Genomic DNA, 21,658 nt, shown 5'->3' with positions numbered 1-21,658 from the left:
TTGTGCCGCGAGGCTTCGATCCGGGGCCAAGTTCCCTGGCGCACCTTCCCCGGTGCCAGGTGACCGGGCTCCGGGTTGAAACCCCGAGGCACAAACGAACGGATTGGTGGGGCTGATGGGCGAGACCGAGCTGGTGGACGAGTCCGCCGCCGCGGCTGGCGACCCTGCCCGCATCCACATCCCGGTGATGCGTGACCGGATCCTGGAACTGCTGGCCCCCGCCCTGGCCGAACCGGGCAGCATCCACGTCGACGGCACCCTGGGCATGGGTGGCCACGCCGAGTCCGTGCTGCAGGCCTGCCCCACCGCCCGGGTGATCGGGATCGACCGGGATCCGTCCGCCCTGGCCATCGCGAGCCAGCGGTTGGCGCCCTTCGGGGAGCGGTTCACCCCCGTCGAGGCCGTCTACGACGAGCTGCCCGACGTGCTGGCCGAGCTGGGGATCGCCCGGATCAACTCGATGCTGTTGGACCTGGGGCTGTCCAGCCTGCAGATTGACCGCCGCGAGCGGGGCTTCGCCTATTCCGTCGACGCCCCGCTGGACATGCGGATGGACGGCAAGCAGCCGCTGACCGCCGCCGAGATCCTGAACACCTACGAACCCCGTGAGCTGGTGCGCATCCTGCGGGTCTACGGCGAGGAGCGCTTTGCCGACCGGATCGTGCGGCGGATCGTCGACGAGCGGGAGCGCGAACCCTTCGAGCGTTCCGCCCGGCTGGTGCAGGTGATCAGCGACGCCATCCCGATGGCCGCCCGCAAGACCGGGGGACACCCCGCCAAGCGCACCTTCCAGGCCCTGCGGATCGAGGTCAATGCGGAGCTGGAGGCCCTGGAGGGCGTGCTGCCCGCCGCCCTGGACGCCCTGGCGGTGGGTGGCCGGCTGGCCGTGCTGGCCTACCACTCGCTGGAGGACCGGATGGTGAAGAACCTCTTCCGCGCCGGTGCCAGTGACACCGCCCCCAAGAATCTCCCGGTGGTTCCGGAGAGCATGCAGCCCGAGCTGCGCCTGCTCACCCGGGGCGCCGAGAAGCCCGACGACGACGAGACCACCACCAATCCCCGCGCCGCCTCCGCCCGACTCCGGGTGGCCGAACGCATCAGGAGAGCACGATGAGCGCCTTGCTGGCACCGCTGGAACAGCCCCGCACCCGCCCGTCCGCCGCCACCGGTGAACGGCCGGCCCTGCGCGCCGTCGCTGCCAGTCCGCTGAAGCTCTCCCGGGTGGGATTCATCATCTTCCTCACCACGGTGCTGGGCCTGGGGATGGTGGGCATCCTGTTGCTGAACACCACCATCCAGCAGCGGGCGCAGACCGTGGCCGCGGCGCAGCGCACCGCCGAGGACCTGGGCTACGAACAGGCGTCGCTGACCGCTAAGGCGGAGCAGCTGCGCTCCAGCTCCGACCTGGCCAACCGCGCCTGGGAGATGGGGATGCGGCCCAACCCGTACCCTGTCTTCATCCAGTTGGATGCCGACGGCAGGACGAGCAGGATTGTGGGTGAGCCGACCCGCGTGTCCGGCAGCGAGATGCCGGAGCAGAAGGCGGCCAGTGCCGACGACGTGACCAAGAGGATGCAGCAGGCACGCGTCGCATACCAGGAGAAGAAGAAGCAGGAGGAGGCGGCCCGCAAGGCCGCCGCCAAGCAGGCTGCCGAGCAGGCGAAGGTCAAGCGGGCGGCCGAACTGGCCAAGCAGCAGGCCGCCGCCAAGCAGGCAGCGACCAAGAAGAAGAGCAGCACCGGAGGGAACTGATGGAGCAGCGACGTCGTCGCCCGCAGGCGGCCACCGCCCGGCGCGACAGCACGTACCGGCTCCAGCTTGGTGAACCCGCCCGACGGCTGCGTTGGCTGCTGATCATCATCCTGATGGTGCTCACCCTGTTCATGGGGCGGGCGCTGCAGTTGCAGGCCTTCGACTCCAAGGCCTATGCCAATGCCGCGGCCAAGCAGATGACCCATGCGGTGGACCTGGCGCCCCAGCGGGGGACCATCAGCGACCGCTACGGCACCGTGATGGCCGCCACCGTGCCCGCGGTGCGGATCATCGCCGACCCGACCATGATCGCGCGCAATGGCGTCGACAAGCGGGTGGAGATGACCGACCGGCAGCGCCGGATCGGCGAGGCCAATGCCCCGGCGATGGCCACGATCCTGGCCAAGCACCTGGGCGGCAAGGAGGCCGACTACCTGGCGAAGCTGACCGCCAAGGACGCCAAGGGCAACCTGGCCAGCTGGGTGGTGGTGGTGCCGCAGGTGGAGGCGTCGGTCTGGAACAAGATCAGCAAGGACCTGCGGGCCGGCGGCCCGGTGCCCGGCGTCAAGGGCGGCGCCGACTACTGGTACGGCTTGTACAAGGAGGACAATCCCAAGCGGATCTACCCCTCGGGCTCCGTGGGCGGCAACCTGATTGGCTTGGTCCGGGGCGACGAGAATGCCCAGGGCCGCAGCACCGCGTTGACCGGGGTGGAGAAGGCGCTGGACCAGCAGCTCACCGGCACCCCCGGCCGGGAGGTCTACGAGAGCTCGGCCTATGGCCGGATTCCGCTGGGCACCGACGTGCTCACCCCGGCCGTCGACGGTACCAACTACACCCTGACCGTCGACGCCACCATGCAGCAGGCCGCCGAATCCGCCCTGGCCAAGGGCGCCACCGAGGCTGCCGCCAGCACCGCCACCGCGATCGTGATGAATGTCAAGACCGGCGAGGTGCTGGCCAATGCCAACCTGCCCTCCTATGACCCGGGCAAGGTGAGCGCCATCGCCGCCAAGGGCGGGCTGATGAACCGTTCGGTGGAGAGCATCTATGACCCGGGCTCGGTGCAGAAGGTGCTCACCATGGCCGCCCTGGCGGACAAGGGCCTGGTCACCGCGGACACCCGGGTGCAGGTGCCGCCGCGGCTGCCCTCCGGCGGTGGCTACATCAACGACTCCTATTCCCACGGCACCGTGCCGATGACGGCCCGCGGCGTGGTTGCCAAGTCCTCCAACATCGGCACCGTGATGCTGACCCGGCAGCTGGACAAGGCCAGCTTGGTGAACTACCTGAAGAGCTTCGGGCTGGGGGCCAAGACCGGGATCGAGCTGCCCGGGGAATCGGCCGGCGTCGTGCCCAAGCCGGACATGGCCGACTACACCCGGGACCAGATCTCCTTCGGCCAGGGGCTCTCGGTGACCCCGGTGCAGGAGGCCGCCGCGGTGGCCGGGGTGGTCAACGGCGGCGTCTACAACCCGCCGACGCTGGTCAAGTCCGCCGCCACCAGCGACGGCAAGCCGGTGGCGCTGCCGGCCCGTACCCCGCGTCGGGTGATCTCCAAGGAGGCCTCCGCCCAGGTCCGGGACATGATGGAGGCCGTCACCCAGCTGGATCCCAAGAAGCGCGCCATCGACGGCTACCGGGTGATCGCCAAGTCCGGCACCGCGGAGCGTTCCAATGGCAAGAATGGCTACAGCGGCTACACCGCCTCCTATGTGATGGCGGCTCCGGCCGACGACCCGCAGATCCTGGTCTACGTGCTGCTCGACGAGCCGCTGAACGGCCACCAGGGTTCCGGCGTCGCGATGCCGATTGCCAAGCAGATCATGACCCTGGCCCTGCCGCGCTACGGTGTCCTGCCGACCACCACTCCCGCACCCGACAAGCCGATTGAGTACGAACCGTGAGCCAAGACCTGCTGCGCCCCGCCCGGCGCCCCCAGCGCGAACTGCGTGACTTGTTCGCGGACTCCCAGCCCGGCAGCGTGCAGCTGCCGGACCGCTCGGTGTCCGTCACCGGGATCACCCTGGACTCGCGCACCGTGGCTCCCGGGGACCTCTACGTGGCGCTCAGTGGCACCCGGGCCCACGGTGCCCAGTTCGCCCCCGGCGCCGTGCAGCGCGGGGCGGTGGCGATCCTGACCGACCAGGCGGGCCGCGAGTTGGCCGAGGAGGCCGGCGTGCCCGTCGTGGTGGCCGCCGACGCCCGGGACGCGATGGCCGATGCCGCCGCCACCCTGTTCGGCCTGCCCACCCATCAGCTGATGATGTTCGGCCTGACCGGCACCAATGGCAAGACCACCACCACCTTCCTGCTGGAGGCGGCGCTGGTGGCGGCCGGGCGACGGGTGGGCACCATTGGCACCAATGGTTTCCGGCTGGACGGCGTCGAGCTGCCCAGCAACCGCACCACCGTGACCACCCCGGAGTCGCCGGACCTGCAGGCGCTGCTGGCGGTGATGCTGGAGCGCGGCGCGGACTGCGTGGCCATGGAGGTCAGCTCGCACGCCCTGGCACTGCAACGGGTGGACCACATCGGCTTCGACGTGGCCGGCTTCACCAACCTGGGCCGCGATCACCTGGACTTCCACCCGACCATGGCGGACTACTTCGAGGCCAAGGCCCGGCTCTTCGACGCCGAGCACTGCCGGGTGGCCGTGGTCAACATCGACGACGAGCACGGCCGGATCCTGGCCGAGCGGATCACCGCCGCCGGACTCCCACGCCTGGTCACCACCGGTTTCGCGGATTCGGACCACCAGCTGCTCCGGGTCACCCCCGAGGGCCCCGGCAGCCGGGTGCGCTACCGGGGGCCGGCGGGGGAGAGGGAGTTCACCATCGACCTGCCGGGCGAGTACAACGCCCGCAATGCCGTGATGGCGCTGGCGATGGCCGTCGAGGCCGGGCTGGACGCCGAGGCGGCGCTGGCGGGGATCAAGCACGCCCAGGTGCCCGGCCGGATGCAGCTGGTCCGCGTCGCCGAGGGACCCACCGTCTACGTCGACTTCGCGCACACCCCGCAGGCGATCGAGTCCGCCGTCCGCTCCGCCCGTCCCGGCCCCGAGGGCCGGATCATCGTGGTGCTGGGCGCGGGCGGTGACCGGGATGCCGCCAAGCGGGGCCCGATGGGGGGCGCCGCGGCCACCGGCACGGGGCTGGTGGTGGTCACCGACGACAATCCGCGCACCGAGGACCCGGCCGTGATCCGGGCCGCGGTGACCGCCGGCGCCCGCGACGTCGGCCAGGCCGAGGTGCTCGAGGTGCCCGGACGACGCGCGGCGATCGGGGAGGCGCTGCGGCTGGCGGGGCCGGCCGACGTCGTGCTGGTACTGGGCAAGGGACATGAGAAGGGCCAGATCGTCGGTCAGACGGTGCACGACTTCGACGACGTCGAGGTGGTCCGGGAACAGTGGGAGAAGCTGCATGAGGACAACTGACGCCGCCCGGCTGGCCGCCTGGGCCGAGGGCGAACTGCATGGGGAGAACCGGGAGGTGGGCCCCGACGTGGTGATCGATGCCCGCAAGGCCACCCCCGGCAGCATCTTCGTCGCCATCCCTGGTGAGCGGGTCGACGGCCATGACTTCACGGCGCAGGCCGCCGCCCAGGGCGCCGCCGCCGTGATCTGCACCCGGCAGACCGAGGCCGAGCTGGCCCACATCGTCGTCGAGGACTCGGTGCAGGGCCTGTCCCGGCTGGCCCGGGGCGTGGTGGAGCAGGAGCGAGACCGTGGCCTGGTCACCCTGGCCATCACCGGCAGCTCCGGCAAGACCTCCACCAAGGACCTGCTGGCCCAGCTGCTGGAGTCCGCCGGCCCCACCGTCAGCCCGGTCGGCTCCTTCAACAATGAGATCGGCGTGCCGCTGACCGCCTGCGGTGTGGACGCCCAGACCCGCTTCCTGGTCAGCGAGATGGGGGCCCGCGGTCTGGGCCACGTGGCCTGGCTGTGCACCATCACCGCGCCCACCATCTCCCTGGTGTTGAACATCGGCACCGCGCACCTGGGCGAGTTCGGCAGCCGGGAGGCGATTGCCCAGGCCAAGGGCGAGATCGTCGAGTGCCTGCCCCAGACCGGCTGGGCCGTGCTCAATGCCGACGACGACCTGGTGGCCGCCATGGCCACGCGCACCCGGGCCCGGCTGGCCTGGTGGACCCGCACCGACTGGGGCACCCAGCAGGGTGGCCGGCCCGCTGGCCAGTTGCACGTCAGCGCCCGGGACATCACCCCGAACAGCCTGGAGCAGTACGGCTTCACCCTGGTGGTGGAGCGCGACGGCGCCATCGAAGAGCAGCCCGTACAGCTCCAACTGCTGGGCAGTCACCAGGTCTCCAATGCGCTGGCCGCTGCCACCGCCGCGATCGCCGCCGGCTGCGAGCCGGACCAGGTGGCCGCCGCGCTCCAGGCCGCCACCGTGCGCAGCCCCTGGCGGATGCAGATGGACGTGCGCCGCGACGGCGCCGCCATCCTGAATGACTCCTACAATGCCAACCCGGCCTCGATGTTCGAGGCGATCAACACCATCGGCCGGATCGGCGCCGTCCGACGGGAGCAGGACCCGTCGGCCAGGGTCTACGCCGTGCTGGGCGACATGTTGGAGCTGGGTGAGGACGCAGACCGGCTGCACCACCAGATCGGCGCCCAGGCTGTCCGGCAGGGGGTGGACGAGGTGATTGCGGTCGGTGACTTCGCGGAGCAGATCGTGGCCGGGGCCCGGTCCGCGGGCGGCAGTGCCCGAGCGTCGCAGCGCGATCAGGTGGCCGGCTCGCTACCCTTGGAGCCGGCCGACGTGGTGCTGGTGAAGGCGTCGCGCGGCCTTGCCCTGGACAAGGTGGCCGACGCACTGCTGGCCGCCGGGGCCGACGAGCGCGGGATGAGCGGAGATCAGCGGTGAAGAACATCTTGCTGGCCGGGGCACTGGCCATGGTCGGGACCCTGCTGGGCACCCGGATCCTGATCGGCTTCCTGGTCCGCAAGGGCTACGGCCAGTTCATCCGCGACGACGGACCCACCGCCCACCATACGAAACGCGGCACCCCCACCATGGGTGGCCTGGTGATCATCATCTCCGTGGTGCTGGCCTATTGCCTGGCCCACCTGTTGACCTGGACCCCGATCAGCGCGTCGGCGCTGTTGGTGCTGTACCTGTTCGTCGGGCACGGCGTGCTGGGCTTCCTGGATGACTGGGCCAAGATCTCCAAGCAGCGTTCGCTCGGTCTGCAGGGCCGGGCCAAGCTGATCGGGCAGGGCCTGTTGGCCGGCTCCTTCGGTTTCCTGGCGCTGCAGTTCCCCAATGACCGCGGGGTTCGCCCCGCCTCCACTGCCATCAGCTTCCTGCGGGACATCGGCTGGCTGGCGCTGCCGTCCGCCCTCGCGATCATCTGGATGATCCTGCTGATCGCCGGCGCCTCCAATGCCGTGAACCTGACCGATGGCCTGGACGGCCTGGCCTCGGGTGCCGCGACGATGGTCTTCAGCGCCTATGCGTTGCTCAACATCTGGCAGTTCAACCAGTGGTGCGGAAACCAGTCCACCATCGGCCCGCGCTGCTATGACGTGCGTGACCCGCATGACCTGGCAGTGGTGGCGATGGCCCTGGCCGGCGCCTGCTTCGGCTTCCTGTGGTGGAATGCCAGCCCTGCCAAGATCTTCCTGGGCGACACCGGCAGCCTCTCCCTGGGCGCCGCGCTGGCCGGCCTGGCGATCATGACCCGGACCGAGTTCCTGCTGGTGATCCTGGGCGCCCTGTTCGTGATGGAGACCGTCTCCGTGATGTTGCAGGTCAGTTACTTCAAGGCCACGGGCGGCAAACGAATCTTCAAGATGACCCCGATCCACCACCACTTCGAGCTGCTTGGTTGGGCCGAGGTGACCGTGGTGATCCGGTTCTGGATCATCTGTGGCCTGGCGGTGGCCACCGGTCTGGGCGTCTTCTACGCGGAATGGGTGGTGGGCCAGTGAGCGGCCTGGACTGGATCAACGACGCCGATCGGCTCTCCGACTGGCCGCAGGCCAAGGTGGTGGTGGCCGGGCTGGGCACCTCCGGCTTCGCCGCCGCCGACGGTCTGCTGGAGGTGGGCGCACAGGTGAGCGTGCTGGATGAGAACGAGTCCGCCGCCAATGCGGAGAAGGCCACCCTGCTGGAGACCTTGGACGCCCACGTCGAACTCGGCAAGGGGACCACCACCACGCTGCCCGACGACGTGGACCTGGTGGTCACCTCGCCCGGTTGGCGCCCGTCGGCCCCGCTGCTGGCCCAGGCCGAGGCCCGGGGCGTCCCGATCTGGGGCGAGGTGGAGCTGGCCTGGCGGCTGCAGCACCCGGAGCGGATGGTGCCCTGGCTGGCCATCACCGGTACCAATGGCAAGACCACCACCACCCAGATGCTGGAATCCATCCTGCTGGCGGGCGGGCTGAAGAGCTCCGCCGTAGGCAACATCGGCCGCCCCGTGATGGAGGCGGTCCTGGACGAGGTGGACTACGACGTGCTGGCGCTGGAGCTGTCCAGCTTCCAGCTGCACTGGATGCTGCGCAATCCGCACTGCCCGGTGCAGATGCACTCCGCCGCCGTGCTGAACCTGCACGCCGACCACCTGCAGTGGTATGAGGGCGAGGCCTTCGGCGACGAGCTGTCCCCGATGGACCGCTATGCCGCGGACAAGGCACGGATCTACCACCAGGTGCGGCACTCCTGCGTCTACAACGTCGCCGACCCAGCCACCGAACAGATGGTGGAGGCCGCCGACGTGGTGGAGGGCGCCCGGGCGATCGGCTTCACCCTGGGAGTTCCCGGGATGAGCATGCTGGGCGTGGTGGACGACCTGCTGGTGGACCGCGCCTTCGTCGAGCAGCGCAAGGATTCCGCCCTGGAGCTGGCGAAGGTCAGCGACGTCCACCCCAGTGCCCCGCACAATGTGGAGAATGCCCTGGCCGCCGCGGCCCTGGCCCGTTCCTTCGGCGTCGGAGCCCGGGCGGTGGGCGACGGGCTGCGCAACCTGCAGCTGGGCGGCCACCGGATCCAGACCGTGCACGAACACGACGGCGTGCGCTATGTGGACGATTCCAAGGCCACCAACCCGCACGCCGCCAATTCCTCGATGCGCGCCTTCGACTCCATCGTCTGGATCGCCGGTGGTCAGGCCAAGGGCACCACCTTCGACGATCTGGTGGCCACCCATGCCGGCAAGCTGCGCGGCGCCGTGCTGCTGGGCGTCGACCGCCAGGTGGTGGCCGACGCGCTGGCCCGGCACGCCCCGCAGGTTCCCGTCGTGGTGCTGGACGCCACCGACACCTCCGTGATGGCCGAGGCCGTCCGGGTGGCCAGCACCATGGCGAAGCCCGGCGACGTGGTGCTGATGGCCCCCGGCTGCGCCAGTCAGGACATGTGGAGTGGCTACGACGCCCGGGGCAATGACTTCGCCGAGGCCGCGCGCGGTCTGGGCCGGTGAGCCGGGAGCACGCCATGACGGGCCGGCAGACTTCCTCCAAGCGTTCCGGACGCGGCGCCACCGCGGTGCGCCCCGCGCCCACCGGATGGAGCCTGCTGGAGGACATGCTGGCGCGTCCCAAGGCATCCTGGTATCTGGTGCTGGTCTCCTCGGTGCTGCTGCTGGGGCTGGGTGTGCTGATGGTGCTGTCCAGCTCCTCGGTCTACTCGTCGGCCATGTACCGGGGCAATCCCTACTACTTCGCCAAGCGGCAACTGCTCTTCCTGGTGATGGGCCTGCCGATCGCCTGGTGGCTCTCCCGGCAGCAGGCGGCCCGGTTGAAGGTATTGGGCTGGGTGGCCTTCCTCGGCTCCCTGGTGCTCCTGCTGGCCATCTTCGTGCCCGGTCTGGGTGACGACTCCGGCAAGGGCAACCTGGCCTGGCTGCGGATCGGTCCGGTCACCATCCAGCCCTCGGAATTCGCCAAGCTCGGCCTGGTGATGTGGTCGGCCGCTCTGGTCAGCACCAAGCAGAAGGTGCTGGACCGGCCGCGGGAGCTGGCGCCGCTGATCCTGGGTTTCGGCCTGGTGGAGGCCTTGGTGCTGATGCAGGGAGACCTGGGCACCGGCCTGGTGATCGGCGCCATCATCTTCTCCATCCTGTACGTGATCGGCGTCCCGCTGCGCATGTTGGGGGCCCTGCTCGGAGTGGGCCTGGTGGCGGTGGCCGCGATGGTGGTCACCAGCCCCAACCGGATGCGACGGATCTACAACTTCATCACCGGCCAGCCGGACCTGTCGGCCTCCCAGCAGCCGATGTCGGCCATCTACGCCCTGGCCTCCGGCGGTTGGTGGGGGCGCGGGCTGGGCGGCTCCCGGCAGAAGTGGGGCGGGCTGAACGACGGCGCCCAGAATGACTTCGTCTTCGCCGTGATCGGCGAGGAATTGGGCCTGCTGGGCACGCTGACGGTGCTGGCCCTGTTCGCGGTGCTCGGCTTTGCCGGGCTGCGGATCGCGATGCGCGCCGACTCGATCTTCATCCGGGTGCTGGCCGCCGGCACCACCTGCTGGATCATGTTCCAGGCCCTGGTCAACATGGGCGTGGCCATGAAGCTGCTGCCGGTGGTGGGCGTGCCGCTGCCCTTCATCTCCTATGGCGGCTCCGCGCTGATGGCCAACCTGTTCGCCGTCGCCATCCTGCTGGCCTGTGCCCGGCAGGAACCCGCCGCCCGCAAGGCCCGGGCGCGCACGGCTGGCGAGCCCCGGCCCAAGGTCACTACCGTGGTGGACGGCGGCCGGTGAGCGGGCCGACGGCAGGCGCAGGACCGACCACAGGGAGCAGCATGACGCAGAGCACGAGCGCACGGATCGTCCTGGCGGGCGGTGGCACCACCGGTCACATCGCGCCGATGATCGCGACCGCCGAGGCGCTGTCCCGGATGGACGATGGTGCCGATCTGTTGTGCATCGGCACGGCCAAGGGGTTGGAGACCCGGCTGGTGCCCGCCGCCGGGCTGCGGCTGGAGCTGGTGCCGCCGGTGCCGCTGCCGCGCAAGCCCACGGTGGACCTGGCCCGGGTGCCCGGCCGGCTCCTCGGCTCGGTGCGGCGCGCCGGTGAGATCCTGGACGCCCACCGGGCGCAGGCCGTGGTGGGCTTCGGCGGCTATGTCTCCATGCCCGCCTACCTGGCCGCGAAGCGCCGTGGCATCCCGGTGGTGATCCATGAGGGCAATGCGGTGCCCGGCCTGGCCAACAAGGTGGCCGCGCGGTTCGCCCGTCGGGTGCTGACCAGCTTCCCCAACAGCCCGCTGCCGCGGGCCGAGCAGGTGGGCCTGCCGGTGCGGCGGGAACTGACCGAGCTGGCCACGGCCGGCCGGGAATCGCGTCGGGCGGCCGCCCGCGCGCAGTTCGGGCTGGACCCCGAGCGAGCGACGCTGCTGGTCACCGGCGGATCCCAGGGCGCCCGCAGCATCAACAACGCCACCCTGGCCGCTCGGGATGAGCTGCTGGCCGCCGGGGTGCAGATCCTGCACATCTGGGGGCCCAAGAACTTCACCGACGAGCTCACGGTGGTCCGGGACCAAGGGACCGGGGCCGCCTACCATCCCGTCGGCTATGTGGACGGGATGGAGAATGCCTACGCCGCCTGCAACCTGATGGTCAGCCGTTCCGGTGCCGGCACCGTCTTCGAGGCCGCCATCATGGCCCTGCCCGCCATCTTCGTCCCGCTGCCGCACGGCAATGGGGAGCAGGCCCGCAATGCGGCCGATCTGGTGGCCGCCGGCGGCGGGGCGCTGGTGCCCGACGGGGAGCTGGACGGCCCCCGGTTGGCCCGCGAGGTGCTGGCCCGGATCACCAACCCCGAGGCCCTGACCACCATGGGGGCCGTGGGGCCCACCATGTTCGACGCGGACGCCGCCGACGCGGTCGCCCGGATCGTGCTGGACTGCGCGCGGGATGCGCGCAAGCGTGAAGGAGAAGACCATGTTGCGTGAACCCATCGCGGTCCAGCCGGCCAGCGAGGTGGGGCCGGTGCACTTCATCGCCATCGGCGGCGCCGGGATGAGCGGCATCGCGCAGCTCTACCATGACCTGGGCGTCGAGGTCTCCGGCTCCGACCAGGCCGATTCCCCCAGTCTGCGCCAGCTGGCGCACCAAGGGATCCGCACCCACGTCGGACATGATGCCGCGCAGCTGGGCGACGCCCGGACGGTGGTGGTCTCCTCGGCCATCCGGGAGGACAACCCGGAGCTGATGGCCGCCCGCGAGCGGGGGCTTCGGATCTGGCATCGCAGCGCCGCCCTGGCCGCCCTGATGCTGGGCCGGGAGGCCGTCGCCATCGCCGGCACCCACGGCAAGACCACCACCACCGGGATGACGTCGGTGATGCTGACCGAGGTGGGGGCCGACCCGTCCTATGTGATTGGTTCCCCGCTGGCCAGCACCGGCAAGTCCGCGCACCTGGGTGGGGGAGCGGCCTTCGTGGTGGAGGCCGACGAGTCCGACGGCACCTTCCTGCAGTACCCCACCACCATCGCCGTGATCACCAATGTGGAGGCCGACCACCTGGACAACTGGGGCACCGCGGAGAATTACCACGCGGGCTTCACCCGCTTCGCCACCGGCGAGCATGTGCGGGCCGTCGTGCTGGACGGGGATGACCCGGTGGCCGCCACGCTGGGCGAGCAGCTGCGGGCCGACGGCCTGACCGTGCTGGCCTATGGCGAGCGTCCCGGCTGTGAGGTGCAGTTGTCCGAGCTGGACTTCGAGGGCACCAGTGCCTCGGCCACCATCACCCATGACGGCTGGTCCGGGCGGCTGGAGCTGCAGGTCCCGGGCCGCTACAACCTGGGCAATGCGGCGGCGGCCTTCGCCGTCGGTCGGCTGCTGGGACATGATCCGGACGCCCTGGCCCGGGCCGCGGGCACCTTCACCGGCACGCTGCGTCGCTTCCAGCTGGTGGGGGAGGTGGACGGGGTGCGGGTCTTCGACGACTACGCGCACCATCCCACCGAGATCCGCGCGGCCCTGACGGCCGCCCGCAAGGCCGTGGGCGACGGGCGGTTGGTGGCCTGCTTCCAGCCGCACCTGTTCAGCCGCACCCGGGACTTCGCCGACGAGTTCGGCCAGGCCCTGGCGCTGGCGGACTTGGTGGTGCTGACCGACATCTACGCCGCCCGGGAGGACCCGATGGCGGGGGTGGACGGCAGTCTGGTGCTGAACGCCGCGCTGGCCGCGGGTGCCGACGCGCTCTACGTGCCGAACAAGGCGCACCTGCCCAGTGCGCTGGCCGAGCTGGTCCGCCCCGGTGACCTGGTGATGACCCTGGGCGCCGGCGACGTCACGCTGGTGGGGCCGCTGCTGGTGGACCTGCTGCACGCCCGCCCCGCGGCCGACGAAGGGGCCTGATGGCGCCGGCCAGCTCCCGTCCCCGTCCCGCCACCCCCACCGACGTCTCCGAGGCCATCGCCCGTCGCCGTCGGGCCGAGCAGCGCCGCAACACCCTGCTGCTGAGCGGCGTCGCCGCGCTGGTGCTGCTGGCCCTGGCCATGGTCTGGCTGGTCCGCTTCAGCCCCGTGCTGTCCGCCCGCCAGGTGGAGGTGACCGGCACCCGGCTGGTGAGCCAGGACCGGGTGGTGCAGGCCGCGCAGGTGCCGCTGGGCACCCCGCTGGCCAGGCTGGAAACCGACCCGATCGCCCAGCGGGTGGCCAGCCAGCTGACCGAGGTGGGGCAGGTCCGGGTCTCCACCTCCCTGCCCGGCACCGTGCGGATCGAGGTGACCGAGCGCACCGCCGTCTACCTGCGGCACAGCGGCTCGGTGTACCAGTCCGTGGACGCCTCGGGTGTGATCTTTGCCACCGCCGCGAAGCCGGCCAAGGGCGCCATCGTGGCCAGCACCGCCACCGTCGACAATCGGCTGCTGGCCGACGTCGCGACCGTGGTGCAGGCCCTGCCCACCGAGGTGCGTGGCCAGGTCACGGCCGTGGATGCCACCAGCCCCGACCGGATCGTGCTGAGCCTGACCAAGGGCCGCAGCGTGGTGTGGGGCAGCGCCGTGGCGTCGGACCAGAAGGCACCCGTCCTGGTGGCCCTGCTGGGGCAGAAGGCCACCGTCTTCGACGTGAGTTCCCCGGGCAGCCCGACCACCCGGTGAGGCCGGCTCGAGCCATGGTTGAGGGTTGGTGGAGACTCTCTCAAGGGTTGGTTGAGACTCTTGCCCGACGGGGGCTGGGCTGTTGGACAGGACTTTTGCCCACCTCATAGCCTGTGTGAGTCAACCGACCTGTTGTCTCGTGGGTCGGCGCTCCGTGTACGTGAACAGAATTGAGGCGGGATCCCCGTGGCGAGTGCTTCGCAGAACTATCTGGCAGTGATCAAGGTCGTCGGCGTGGGTGGCGGCGGCGTGAATGCCGTGAACCGCATGATCGAGGCTGGCCTCAAGGGTGTCGAGTTCATCGCGATCAACACCGACGCCCAGGCGCTGCTGATGAGCGACGCGGACGTGAAGCTGGACGTCGGCCGGGAGCTGACCCGCGGTCTGGGCGCCGGCGCCGACCCGGACAAGGGCCGTCAGGCCGCCGAGGACCACTCCGAGGAGATCGAGGAGACCCTGCGCGGCGCGGACATGGTCTTCGTCACCGCCGGTGAGGGTGGTGGCACCGGCACCGGTGGTGCCCCCGTCGTCGCCAAGATCGCCCGCTCCATCGGCGCGCTGACCATCGGCGTGGTCACCCGCCCCTTCTCCTTCGAGGGCAAGCGTCGCTCCACCCAGGCCGAGGAGGGCATTGCCCGCCTGCGGGAAGAGGTGGACACGCTGATCGTGATCCCCAATGACAAGCTGCTCCAGATGACCGACCACCAGGTGGCCATCCTGGACGCCTTCAAGCAGGCCGACCAGGTGCTGATGCAGGGTGTCTCCGGTATCACCGACCTGATCACCACCCCCGGTGTGATCAACCTCGACTTCGCGGACGTGAAGTCCGTGATGAGCAATGCCGGTTCCGCCCTGATGGGCATCGGATCGGCCCGTGGCGAGGATCGGGCGCGGGCCGCCGCGGAGCTGGCGATCAACTCGCCGCTGCTGGAGACCTCCATCGACGGCGCGCACGGCGTGCTGCTGTCCATCGCCGGTGGTTCGGACCTGGGCCTGTTCGAGGTCTCGGCCGCGGCCAACCTGATCGAGGCGGCGGCGCACGACGAGGCCAACATCATCTTCGGCACCATCATCGACGACGGCCTGGGCGACGAGGTCCGGGTGACGGTGATTGCGGCCGGCTTCGACGGTGGCGCCCCGCCCCGCCGCCAGCCCGGCATCCAGCGCTCGCCCGGCCTGAATGTCAACGGCACCCGCAACACGCCGCTGACCCCGCCCACCGTGCAGAACGTGCCCACCGCCACCCAGGTGGCCCGCGGGCCGCAGGTGATGGGTTCGGCCAGCTCCCCGGCGTCGGCCAGCCCGTCGAGCCCGGCCTTCCAGCAGCAGCCGAGCAATCCCTACGCCCATCAGGCCCAGCCCTCGCAGAACCAGCAGTCGCAGGGTGGTTTCGAGTCGGCCCGCACCCCGCGGCCGGCCGAAGAGGACAACGATCTGGACATTCCCGACTTCCTGAAGTGAGCGGTGCCTGAAGCGGGTATCGCTCGCACCGGCACAGCCTCGGCAACCGGCCCCTTCCCCCGCGGGAGGGGCCGGTTGCTCTTTCCTGCCAGCCTAGGATGAGCCCATGTTCAGCCATCTGGTCCGTCCCGACGCCACCCAACCGGTGGGGGTTGCCTTCACCGACCGCGCCGGAGGGCACAGCAGCGGTTCGCTGGGTCCACTCAACCTGGGCCGGCTGGATGCCGACGATCCGGCGGCGGTGGAGCGCAATGGTGCCACCGTCGCCGCCCGGCTGGGGCTGGACGTGCTGGTGGCGCTGGACCAGGTGCACGGCGCCGACGTGCTCACCGTCGACCGGGACTTCCTGGCCGGCTGGGGCCCGCGGCACTGGCTGGGTGAGGCGGCCGGGCTGCCCGCCCTGCCCCGGGCCGACGCGGCGGTCACCGACCAGTCGGGCATCGGCCTGATGGTCCGGGTGGCGGACTGCGTGCCGGTGCTGCTGGCCGACGCGAGTGCCGGGGTGGTCGGCGGGGCGCACGCCGGCCGGGCCGGCTTCGACCTGGGGGTGCTGCCCGCGACCGTCGAGGCGATGTACCGGCTCGGTGCCCGGGAGATCCGCGCCTGGATCGGCCCGCATGTCTGCGGCGAGTGCTACGAGGTGCCGCAGGAGATGGCCGACCAGACCGACGCCCGCCATCCGGGGGTGGCGGCCCGCACTTCCTGGGGCACGGCGTCGCTGGACCTCGGGGTGGGCTGCGTCAACCAGTTGACGGCGTTGGGGGTGCGCACCGAACGCGTCGATCCCTGTACGCTCACCACCCCGGGCCTGCACTCGCACCGCCGGGACGGGGCCGGTGCCGGGCGGCAGGCCGGGATCATTTGGCGCGTGTCGTGAGCCGCTGTTCCGCCGCCGCCAAGCACAGCAGGTAACCTCGTCGATGACGTCATTCCAGGAGGGCACATGTCGGAAAGCAGCATGAAGAAGGTGGGCAAGTGGCTCGGCCTCATTGAGGATTCGCGCTATGACTACGAGGAGGACGGCGAGCTGACCGAGGAGGTCTTCCGCGACGACAAGCACGAACCCTCCCAGATCACCTCGCTGCCGGACCGTCGCCCCGTCGCCCCGGTGGTGCAGACCCAGACCCAGACCCTGCAGCCCGCCCAGCCCAGTCCCCAGGCGGTCAGCGTGACCCAGACACCCACGGGCGCCACCGCGGCCAAGCAGTCCGCCCCGACGCAGCACACCGCGGACCTGACCCGGATCATCACCGTGCACCCGCGCACCTACAACGAGGCCCGCACCATTGGCGAGCACTACCGGGACAATGTGCCGGTGATCATGAACCTCTCGGACATGGAGGATGCCGACGCCAAGCGCCTGGTGGACTTCGCTGCCGGCCTGATCTTCGGCCTGCGCGGCACCATCGAGCGGGTCACCAGCAAGGTCTTCCTGCTGTCGCCGCAGAATGTCACCGTCACCGCGGAGGACAAGGAGCGGATTGCCGCGGGTGGCTTCTTCAACCAGAGCTGAGTGGCGCCTCCCGGCACCTTTGGGCGGTTGTCTGGTGCGCCTGTTGGGCGCTGGAGTAGCCTGTCGGCAGGCCCCTTTCGTGGGGCTGTCCGATGCCCCGAGCGGGGCCTGAGAAGCCACTGAGCTGGGAGAACCACATGACGCTGACCCTTGAGGACGTCAAGAACGTCCGCTTCCCGATCGCCAAGCGCGTGGGCGAGGGCTATCGCGCCACCGAGGTTGACGACTTCGTCGACAAGGTGGATGTCACCTTCGCCACGCTGCTTGAGCAGAACGAGCGGATGAAGGCCCAGATCGAGGCCTTCGACGGTGAGGACCGGCCCGAGCAGGTGGCCGACCAGTCCGACCTGGCCGCCGAGAATGCGCGACTCAAGGAGGAGCTGGAGCAGGCCCGCGCGGCCGTCGAGACCGCTCCCCGGGACGCCGCCCCGGTGGCCGCTCCCGCCGTCGACGACGCCGAGCTGCAGCGCCTGCGGGAGGAGAATGCCAGCCTGCGCGAGCAGCTGGACGGCACCCGCGCCGAGCTGGAGCAGGCCCGGCAGTCCTCCGCGCTGACCGTGATGGACTCTGGTGACCGCAAGGTGGACAAGATCGTGGTCTCCACCGCCGCCCAGGCCAGCCCCGCCGTGACTCGGTTGGTGCAGCTGGCCACCGAGCAGGCCGAGTCCGTCGTGGGCGATGCCCAGGCCGAGGCCCAGCGGCTGCGCGACGAGGCCGAGCGTGCCGCGCACGAGCTGACCACCGACGCCCAGACCCGCGCCGACCACATCCAGTCCGAGGCCCGGGTCAATGCCGACGAGCTGACCGCCAAGGCCCAGGCCGAGGCCCAGCGCCTCACCACCGAGGCGCAGGCCAACTCGGACCGGGTGAACACCGATGCGGAGAACCGCCGCAAGGAGCTGTTCAGCCGGCTGGAGGCGGAGCGTGACCAGCTGCTGGCCAAGGTGGACCACCTGCGCGGGTTCGAGGGGGACTACCGCAAGAACCTGGTGGCCCACTTCGCCCGCCAGACCGAGCTGGTGCAGTCGGAGAAGCTGGAGCCCTCCAGCCTGCCGGAGCTGCTCACCGAGCCCCGGCCCGAGGCCGGTCCTGCGGACCAGCTGTCCCAGCAGGCCGACGAGAGCCCGGCGGACGCGGCGGCCGCGCCCTCGTCCACCCCGCGGCTGGATGCCCTGCTGAACGACACCCACTGACCGCCACGGAGCACGCCCCGGAAGCCCGGCACCGCAGCAGGTGCCGGGCTTCCGGGCTGCTTGCGGGGGAAGCCGGCGGACAGGGGGTTGACAGCTGGTGTATCTTCGCAGGTCAGACGGCAACGACGGTTGCCACCAATTCGGGGTGGCGCAATCGCGTCCCCACACCCTAGGAGCAGTGCAGATGGCGACCAGCAAGAACGCGGCGGACCAGATGGTCCTGCCCGTCCGTGACGGCGAAGATCCCTGGACCGCCGAGGAGGTTGCGGAGGTCCGCGAGGAGCTCGTCAACGAGATCGAGCGGATGCGCAAGGCGATCGAGGTGGCCGAGGCGGAGCTGGCCGGGCTGATGCGCGAGGGCAGCGACGGGGCCGGGCGGGACCCGGCCGATGTCGGCTCCTCCAACTTCGAGCGGGACCAGGAGATGAGCCTGGCCCAGAATGCCCGGGAGATGCTGGAACAGTCCGAGCTGGCGCTGAGCCTGTTCGACAAGGGCCAGTACGGGCTGTGCGAGAGCTGCAACCAGCCGATCGGCAAGGCCCGTCTGCAGGCCTTCCCGCGGGCCACCATGTGCGTCGCCTGCAAGCAGCGCGAGGAACGGCGATAACCAGCACGGCCCGGGGCCGGTGGCTGATGGCCGTCACCGCCGTGACCGGGTTGGCGCTGGACCAGCTGACCAAGTACCTGGCCGTGGCCCATCTGGGCCCCCAGGCCCCGATCCGTCTGCTGGGTGGTCTGCTGCGCCTGCAGCTGATCCGCAATCCAGGTGCGGCCTTCTCCCTGGGTGAGGGCTCGACGGTGGCAATCAGCCTGCTGGCCATCCTGGCCACCGCGGCGATGCTGTTTGTCGTCGCGCCCCGGGTGCGGACCCCAGGGGCGGGGCTGCTGGCCGGGCTGGCCACTGCCGGCATCGCCGGGAACCTGGTGGACCGGCTGGTGCGCCCCCCGTCGCCGCTGCGCGGGCACGTGATTGACTTCTTCCAGTTGCCCCACTTCGCGATCTTCAATGTCGCGGACATCTTCATCACCTGCACCGCGGCGATCCTGGTGGTGGGCGCCTTCCGCGGTGACGAGCCACGCACCCGCAAGGAGGAAACGCAGCGATGAGCGTGTTGCTGGTGCCCGACGGTCTGGACGGTGACCGGATCGACGCCGCCGCGGCCCGGATGACCGGGCTGTCCCGGTCCCGGATCGCGGACCTAGTGGAGGCCGGCGCGGTCCGGCTGGACGGGGCGACGGTGGACAAGCCGTCGCTGAAGGTCCGTGCCGGCGCCATGCTGGAGGTTGACCTGGAGGCGATGCCCAGTGGGGTGCAGGTCACGCCGCGGGAGGTTGCCGGGGTCCGGATCGTGCACGACGACCGGGACATCGTGGTGGTGGACAAGCCCGTCGGGGTGGCGGCCCACCCGTCGCTCGGCTGGGAGGGTCCCAGTGTGGTGGAGCACCTGGCCGGCGCCGGTTTCCGGATCTCCACCAGCGGCGCACCGGAGCGGCAGGGGATCGTTCAGCGGCTGGACGTCGGCACGTCCGGCCTGATGGTGGTGGCCAAGAGCGAGCGCGCCTACACGGTACTGAAGCAGGCCTTCCGGGATCGCACGGTGAGCAAGACCTACCACGCCCTGGTGCAGGGTCACCCCGACCCCTTCGAGGGCACCATCGACGCCCCCATCGCCCGGCATCCCGGCTCCGAGTGGAAGATGGCGGTGGTGGACGGCGGGCGCCGCTCCATCACCCACTACGAGACCCTAGAGGCGCACCGCGCCGCCACGCTGCTGCAGGTCCACCTGGAGACCGGCCGCACCCACCAGATCCGGGTGCACATGGCCGCCATCAAGCATCCCTGCGTGGGCGACCCCACCTACGGGGCGGACCCGGTGCTGGCAGCCAAGCTCGGTCTGGCGCGGCAGTGGCTGCATGCCGTCGAGCTGTCCTTCACCCATCCCGGAACGGGGGAGTGGGTCACCTACACCTCGGACTATCCCGAGGACCTGCAGCACGCGCTGGACCTGGTGCGCTCCTGGTGACAGGTGTCCGGCCGGGGCACACAGCATGACGGGCGGCTTAACAAGCCCGTCGGGCCACTACCTCTCACGGAATGCTCAGCACCGCTCAGGTAGGGTTGACAACGTGCGTAGAGCTAAAATTGTTTGCACGCTCGGGCCGGCAGTGTCCAGCCCGGAGCGTATGGAAGAACTCGTCAACGCGGGCATGGACGTTGCCCGCCTCAACATGAGCCACGGGGATCACCCGGAGCATGAAAAGCGGCTCCAGATGACCCGGGAGGCCGCCCAGAAGACCGGCCGCACCATCGGTGTGCTCGCCGACCTGCAGGGTCCCAAGATCCGTCTCGGCCGGTTCGCCGAGGACAAGGTGATGCTGACCTACGGCCAGACCTTCACCATCACCACCGATGACATCCAGGGCGACGCGACCCGTTGCTCCACCACCTTCAAGGGCCTGCCGGGCGATGTTAACCCCGGCGACACCATCCTGATCGACGACGGTCGGATCGGTCTGGAGGCCGTCGAGGTGACGGGTACCGACGTGGTCTGCAAGGTCACCGTCGCCGGGCCGGTGAGCAACAACAAGGGCATCAACCTGCCCGGCGTCGCGGTCAGCGTCCCCGCCCTGAGCGAGAAGGACGAGGCCGACCTGCGCTGGGCGCTGAAGCATGACGTCGACATGATCGCCCTGTCCTTCGTGCGCAGCGCCGACGACATCAAGCGCGTGCACGAGATCATGGACGAGGAGGGTCGCCGGCTGCCGGTGATCGCCAAGCTGGAGAAGCCGCAGGCGATCGAGAACCTGGACGCCATCATCGACGCCTTCGACGCCTTCATGGTGGCCCGTGGTGACCTGGGCGTGGAGCTCCCGCTGGAGGAGGTGCCGCTGGTCCAGAAGAAGATCGTGCGGGCCGCCCGCAAGTGGGCCAAGCCGGTGATCGTCGCCACCCAGATGCTGGAGTCGATGATCTCGGCCCCGCGGCCCACCCGCGCGGAGGCGTCCGACGTCGCCAACGCCATCCTGGATGGGGCCGACGCGGTGATGCTGTCCGGTGAGACCTCGGTGGGTGCCTACCCGATCGACACGGTGCGCACGATGGCCAACATCGTGACCAACACCGAAGAGCACGGCATGAGCAAGATCAACGAGATCGACTGGGATCCGCACACCACCGGTGGCGTGATCGCCAAGGCCGCCGCCGAGGTGGCCGGCCGGATCGACGCCAAGTACCTGGTGGCCTTCACCAAGTCCGGCGACACCGGCAAGCGCCTGTCCCGGCTGCGTTCCCCGATCCCGATGCTGTGCTTCACGCCCGACGAGTCGACCCGGCAGACCATGACCCTGACCTGGGGCATGACCGCCCGGATCACCCCCGAGTTCACCGATCCCGAGGAGATGGTGCGCGCGGTGGAGAAGATCCTGCTGGACGAGGGTTCGGTCACCGTGGGCGAGTACATCGTGATCGTCTCGGGCTCGCCGATGGGCGTTCCCGGCAAGACCAATTCGCTGCGGGTGCACAAGATCAAGGCTCCCGCCATGGACTCGGCCCACTGAGCCCGGTCCCGCTCGCGCTCTGCCTTCCTGGTGGGCGCTCCCTCGGGCAACCGGGGGAGCGCCCACCAGGCCGGGTGACCGGACGTCAAAAAGTGTGGCAGAATT

At 70.3% G+C, this 21,658-nt stretch carries 19 protein-coding genes; all 19 read left to right on the top strand.

Features of this window, described 5'->3' with window-relative positions; translation table 11 throughout:
* Positions 1-115: 115 nt before the first annotated feature.
* The 19 genes from rsmH (at position 116) to pyk (ending at position 21,553) form a co-directional block, all read left to right on the top strand.
* Positions 116-1,114, top strand: coding sequence for a 16S rRNA (cytosine(1402)-N(4))-methyltransferase RsmH (gene rsmH / locus AAEX60_RS05280; protein WP_342101695.1), 999 nt, complete (start codon positions 116-118; stop codon positions 1,112-1,114).
* Complete coding sequence (locus AAEX60_RS05275) at positions 1,111-1,752, top strand: hypothetical protein (protein WP_342101694.1); 642 nt, start codon at positions 1,111-1,113, stop codon at positions 1,750-1,752. The genes rsmH and AAEX60_RS05275 overlap by 4 nt, the downstream gene beginning before the upstream one ends.
* Positions 1,752-3,659 (top strand): peptidoglycan D,D-transpeptidase FtsI family protein, encoded by a 1,908-nt coding sequence (locus AAEX60_RS05270; RefSeq protein ID WP_342101693.1) that lies wholly within the window; start codon positions 1,752-1,754, stop codon positions 3,657-3,659. The genes AAEX60_RS05275 and AAEX60_RS05270 overlap by 1 nt, the downstream gene beginning before the upstream one ends.
* A complete protein-coding gene (locus tag AAEX60_RS05265) occupies positions 3,656-5,188 on the top strand; it encodes a UDP-N-acetylmuramoyl-L-alanyl-D-glutamate--2,6-diaminopimelate ligase (protein WP_446721266.1) in 1,533 nt (510 codons plus the stop codon). Before AAEX60_RS05270 ends, AAEX60_RS05265 begins: the two co-directional genes overlap by 4 nt.
* Positions 5,175-6,641: a UDP-N-acetylmuramoyl-tripeptide--D-alanyl-D-alanine ligase gene (locus tag AAEX60_RS05260; RefSeq protein ID WP_342101692.1), complete on the top strand. Its 1,467-nt coding sequence runs from the start codon at positions 5,175-5,177 to the stop codon at positions 6,639-6,641. The genes AAEX60_RS05265 and AAEX60_RS05260 overlap by 14 nt, the downstream gene beginning before the upstream one ends.
* A complete protein-coding gene (gene mraY / locus AAEX60_RS05255) occupies positions 6,638-7,708 on the top strand; it encodes a phospho-N-acetylmuramoyl-pentapeptide-transferase (RefSeq protein WP_342101691.1) in 1,071 nt (356 codons plus the stop codon). Before AAEX60_RS05260 ends, mraY begins: the two co-directional genes overlap by 4 nt.
* Positions 7,690-9,195 (top strand): UDP-N-acetylmuramoyl-L-alanine--D-glutamate ligase, encoded by a 1,506-nt coding sequence (gene murD, locus AAEX60_RS05250; RefSeq protein WP_342101690.1) that lies wholly within the window; start codon positions 7,690-7,692, stop codon positions 9,193-9,195. Before mraY ends, murD begins: the two co-directional genes overlap by 19 nt.
* A gap of 104 nt (positions 9,196-9,299) precedes the next feature.
* Positions 9,300-10,475: a putative lipid II flippase FtsW gene (gene ftsW / locus AAEX60_RS05245; RefSeq protein WP_446721272.1), complete on the top strand. Its 1,176-nt coding sequence runs from the start codon at positions 9,300-9,302 to the stop codon at positions 10,473-10,475.
* Between the two features lie 41 nt (positions 10,476-10,516).
* Complete coding sequence (gene murG / locus AAEX60_RS05240) at positions 10,517-11,668, top strand: undecaprenyldiphospho-muramoylpentapeptide beta-N-acetylglucosaminyltransferase (RefSeq protein ID WP_342101688.1); 1,152 nt, start codon at positions 10,517-10,519, stop codon at positions 11,666-11,668.
* Positions 11,658-13,082: a UDP-N-acetylmuramate--L-alanine ligase gene (gene murC / locus AAEX60_RS05235; protein WP_342101686.1), complete on the top strand. Its 1,425-nt coding sequence runs from the start codon at positions 11,658-11,660 to the stop codon at positions 13,080-13,082. Before murG ends, murC begins: the two co-directional genes overlap by 11 nt.
* Positions 13,082-13,828 carry a cell division protein FtsQ/DivIB gene (locus tag AAEX60_RS05230; RefSeq protein ID WP_342101684.1) on the top strand — a complete coding sequence of 249 codons (747 nt, stop codon included), beginning with the start codon at positions 13,082-13,084 and terminating at the stop codon, positions 13,826-13,828. The genes murC and AAEX60_RS05230 overlap by 1 nt, the downstream gene beginning before the upstream one ends.
* Before the next feature lie 186 nt (positions 13,829-14,014).
* The gene (gene ftsZ / locus AAEX60_RS05225) at positions 14,015-15,289 is read left to right on the top strand and encodes a cell division protein FtsZ (protein ID WP_342101683.1); all 1,275 of its coding nucleotides are present in this window, start codon (positions 14,015-14,017) and stop codon (positions 15,287-15,289) included.
* A gap of 106 nt (positions 15,290-15,395) precedes the next feature.
* Positions 15,396-16,166 carry a polyphenol oxidase family protein gene (locus AAEX60_RS05220; protein WP_342101682.1) on the top strand — a complete coding sequence of 257 codons (771 nt, stop codon included), beginning with the start codon at positions 15,396-15,398 and terminating at the stop codon, positions 16,164-16,166.
* Between the two features lie 81 nt (positions 16,167-16,247).
* Entirely contained in the window at positions 16,248-16,802 is a 555-nt protein-coding gene (locus AAEX60_RS05215) for a cell division protein SepF (protein WP_446721271.1), read from the top strand.
* A gap of 137 nt (positions 16,803-16,939) precedes the next feature.
* Positions 16,940-17,995, top strand: coding sequence for a DivIVA domain-containing protein (locus tag AAEX60_RS05210; protein WP_342101680.1), 1,056 nt, complete (start codon positions 16,940-16,942; stop codon positions 17,993-17,995).
* A gap of 184 nt (positions 17,996-18,179) precedes the next feature.
* Complete coding sequence (locus tag AAEX60_RS05205) at positions 18,180-18,602, top strand: TraR/DksA family transcriptional regulator (RefSeq protein WP_342101679.1); 423 nt, start codon at positions 18,180-18,182, stop codon at positions 18,600-18,602.
* A gap of 26 nt (positions 18,603-18,628) precedes the next feature.
* Positions 18,629-19,102: a signal peptidase II gene (locus tag AAEX60_RS05200; RefSeq protein ID WP_342101677.1), complete on the top strand. Its 474-nt coding sequence runs from the start codon at positions 18,629-18,631 to the stop codon at positions 19,100-19,102.
* Positions 19,099-20,019 (top strand): RluA family pseudouridine synthase, encoded by a 921-nt coding sequence (locus tag AAEX60_RS05195; RefSeq protein WP_342101676.1) that lies wholly within the window; start codon positions 19,099-19,101, stop codon positions 20,017-20,019. Before AAEX60_RS05200 ends, AAEX60_RS05195 begins: the two co-directional genes overlap by 4 nt.
* 103 nt (positions 20,020-20,122) lie before the next feature.
* The gene (gene pyk, locus AAEX60_RS05190) at positions 20,123-21,553 is read left to right on the top strand and encodes a pyruvate kinase (protein WP_342101674.1); all 1,431 of its coding nucleotides are present in this window, start codon (positions 20,123-20,125) and stop codon (positions 21,551-21,553) included.
* The last annotated feature ends 105 nt before the right edge of the window (positions 21,554-21,658 follow it).

Source organism: Luteococcus sp. H101, from assembly GCF_038433155.1.
GTDB lineage: Bacteria > Actinomycetota > Actinomycetes > Propionibacteriales > Propionibacteriaceae > Luteococcus.
This window is presented reverse-complemented; position numbering and strand designations above follow the sequence as displayed.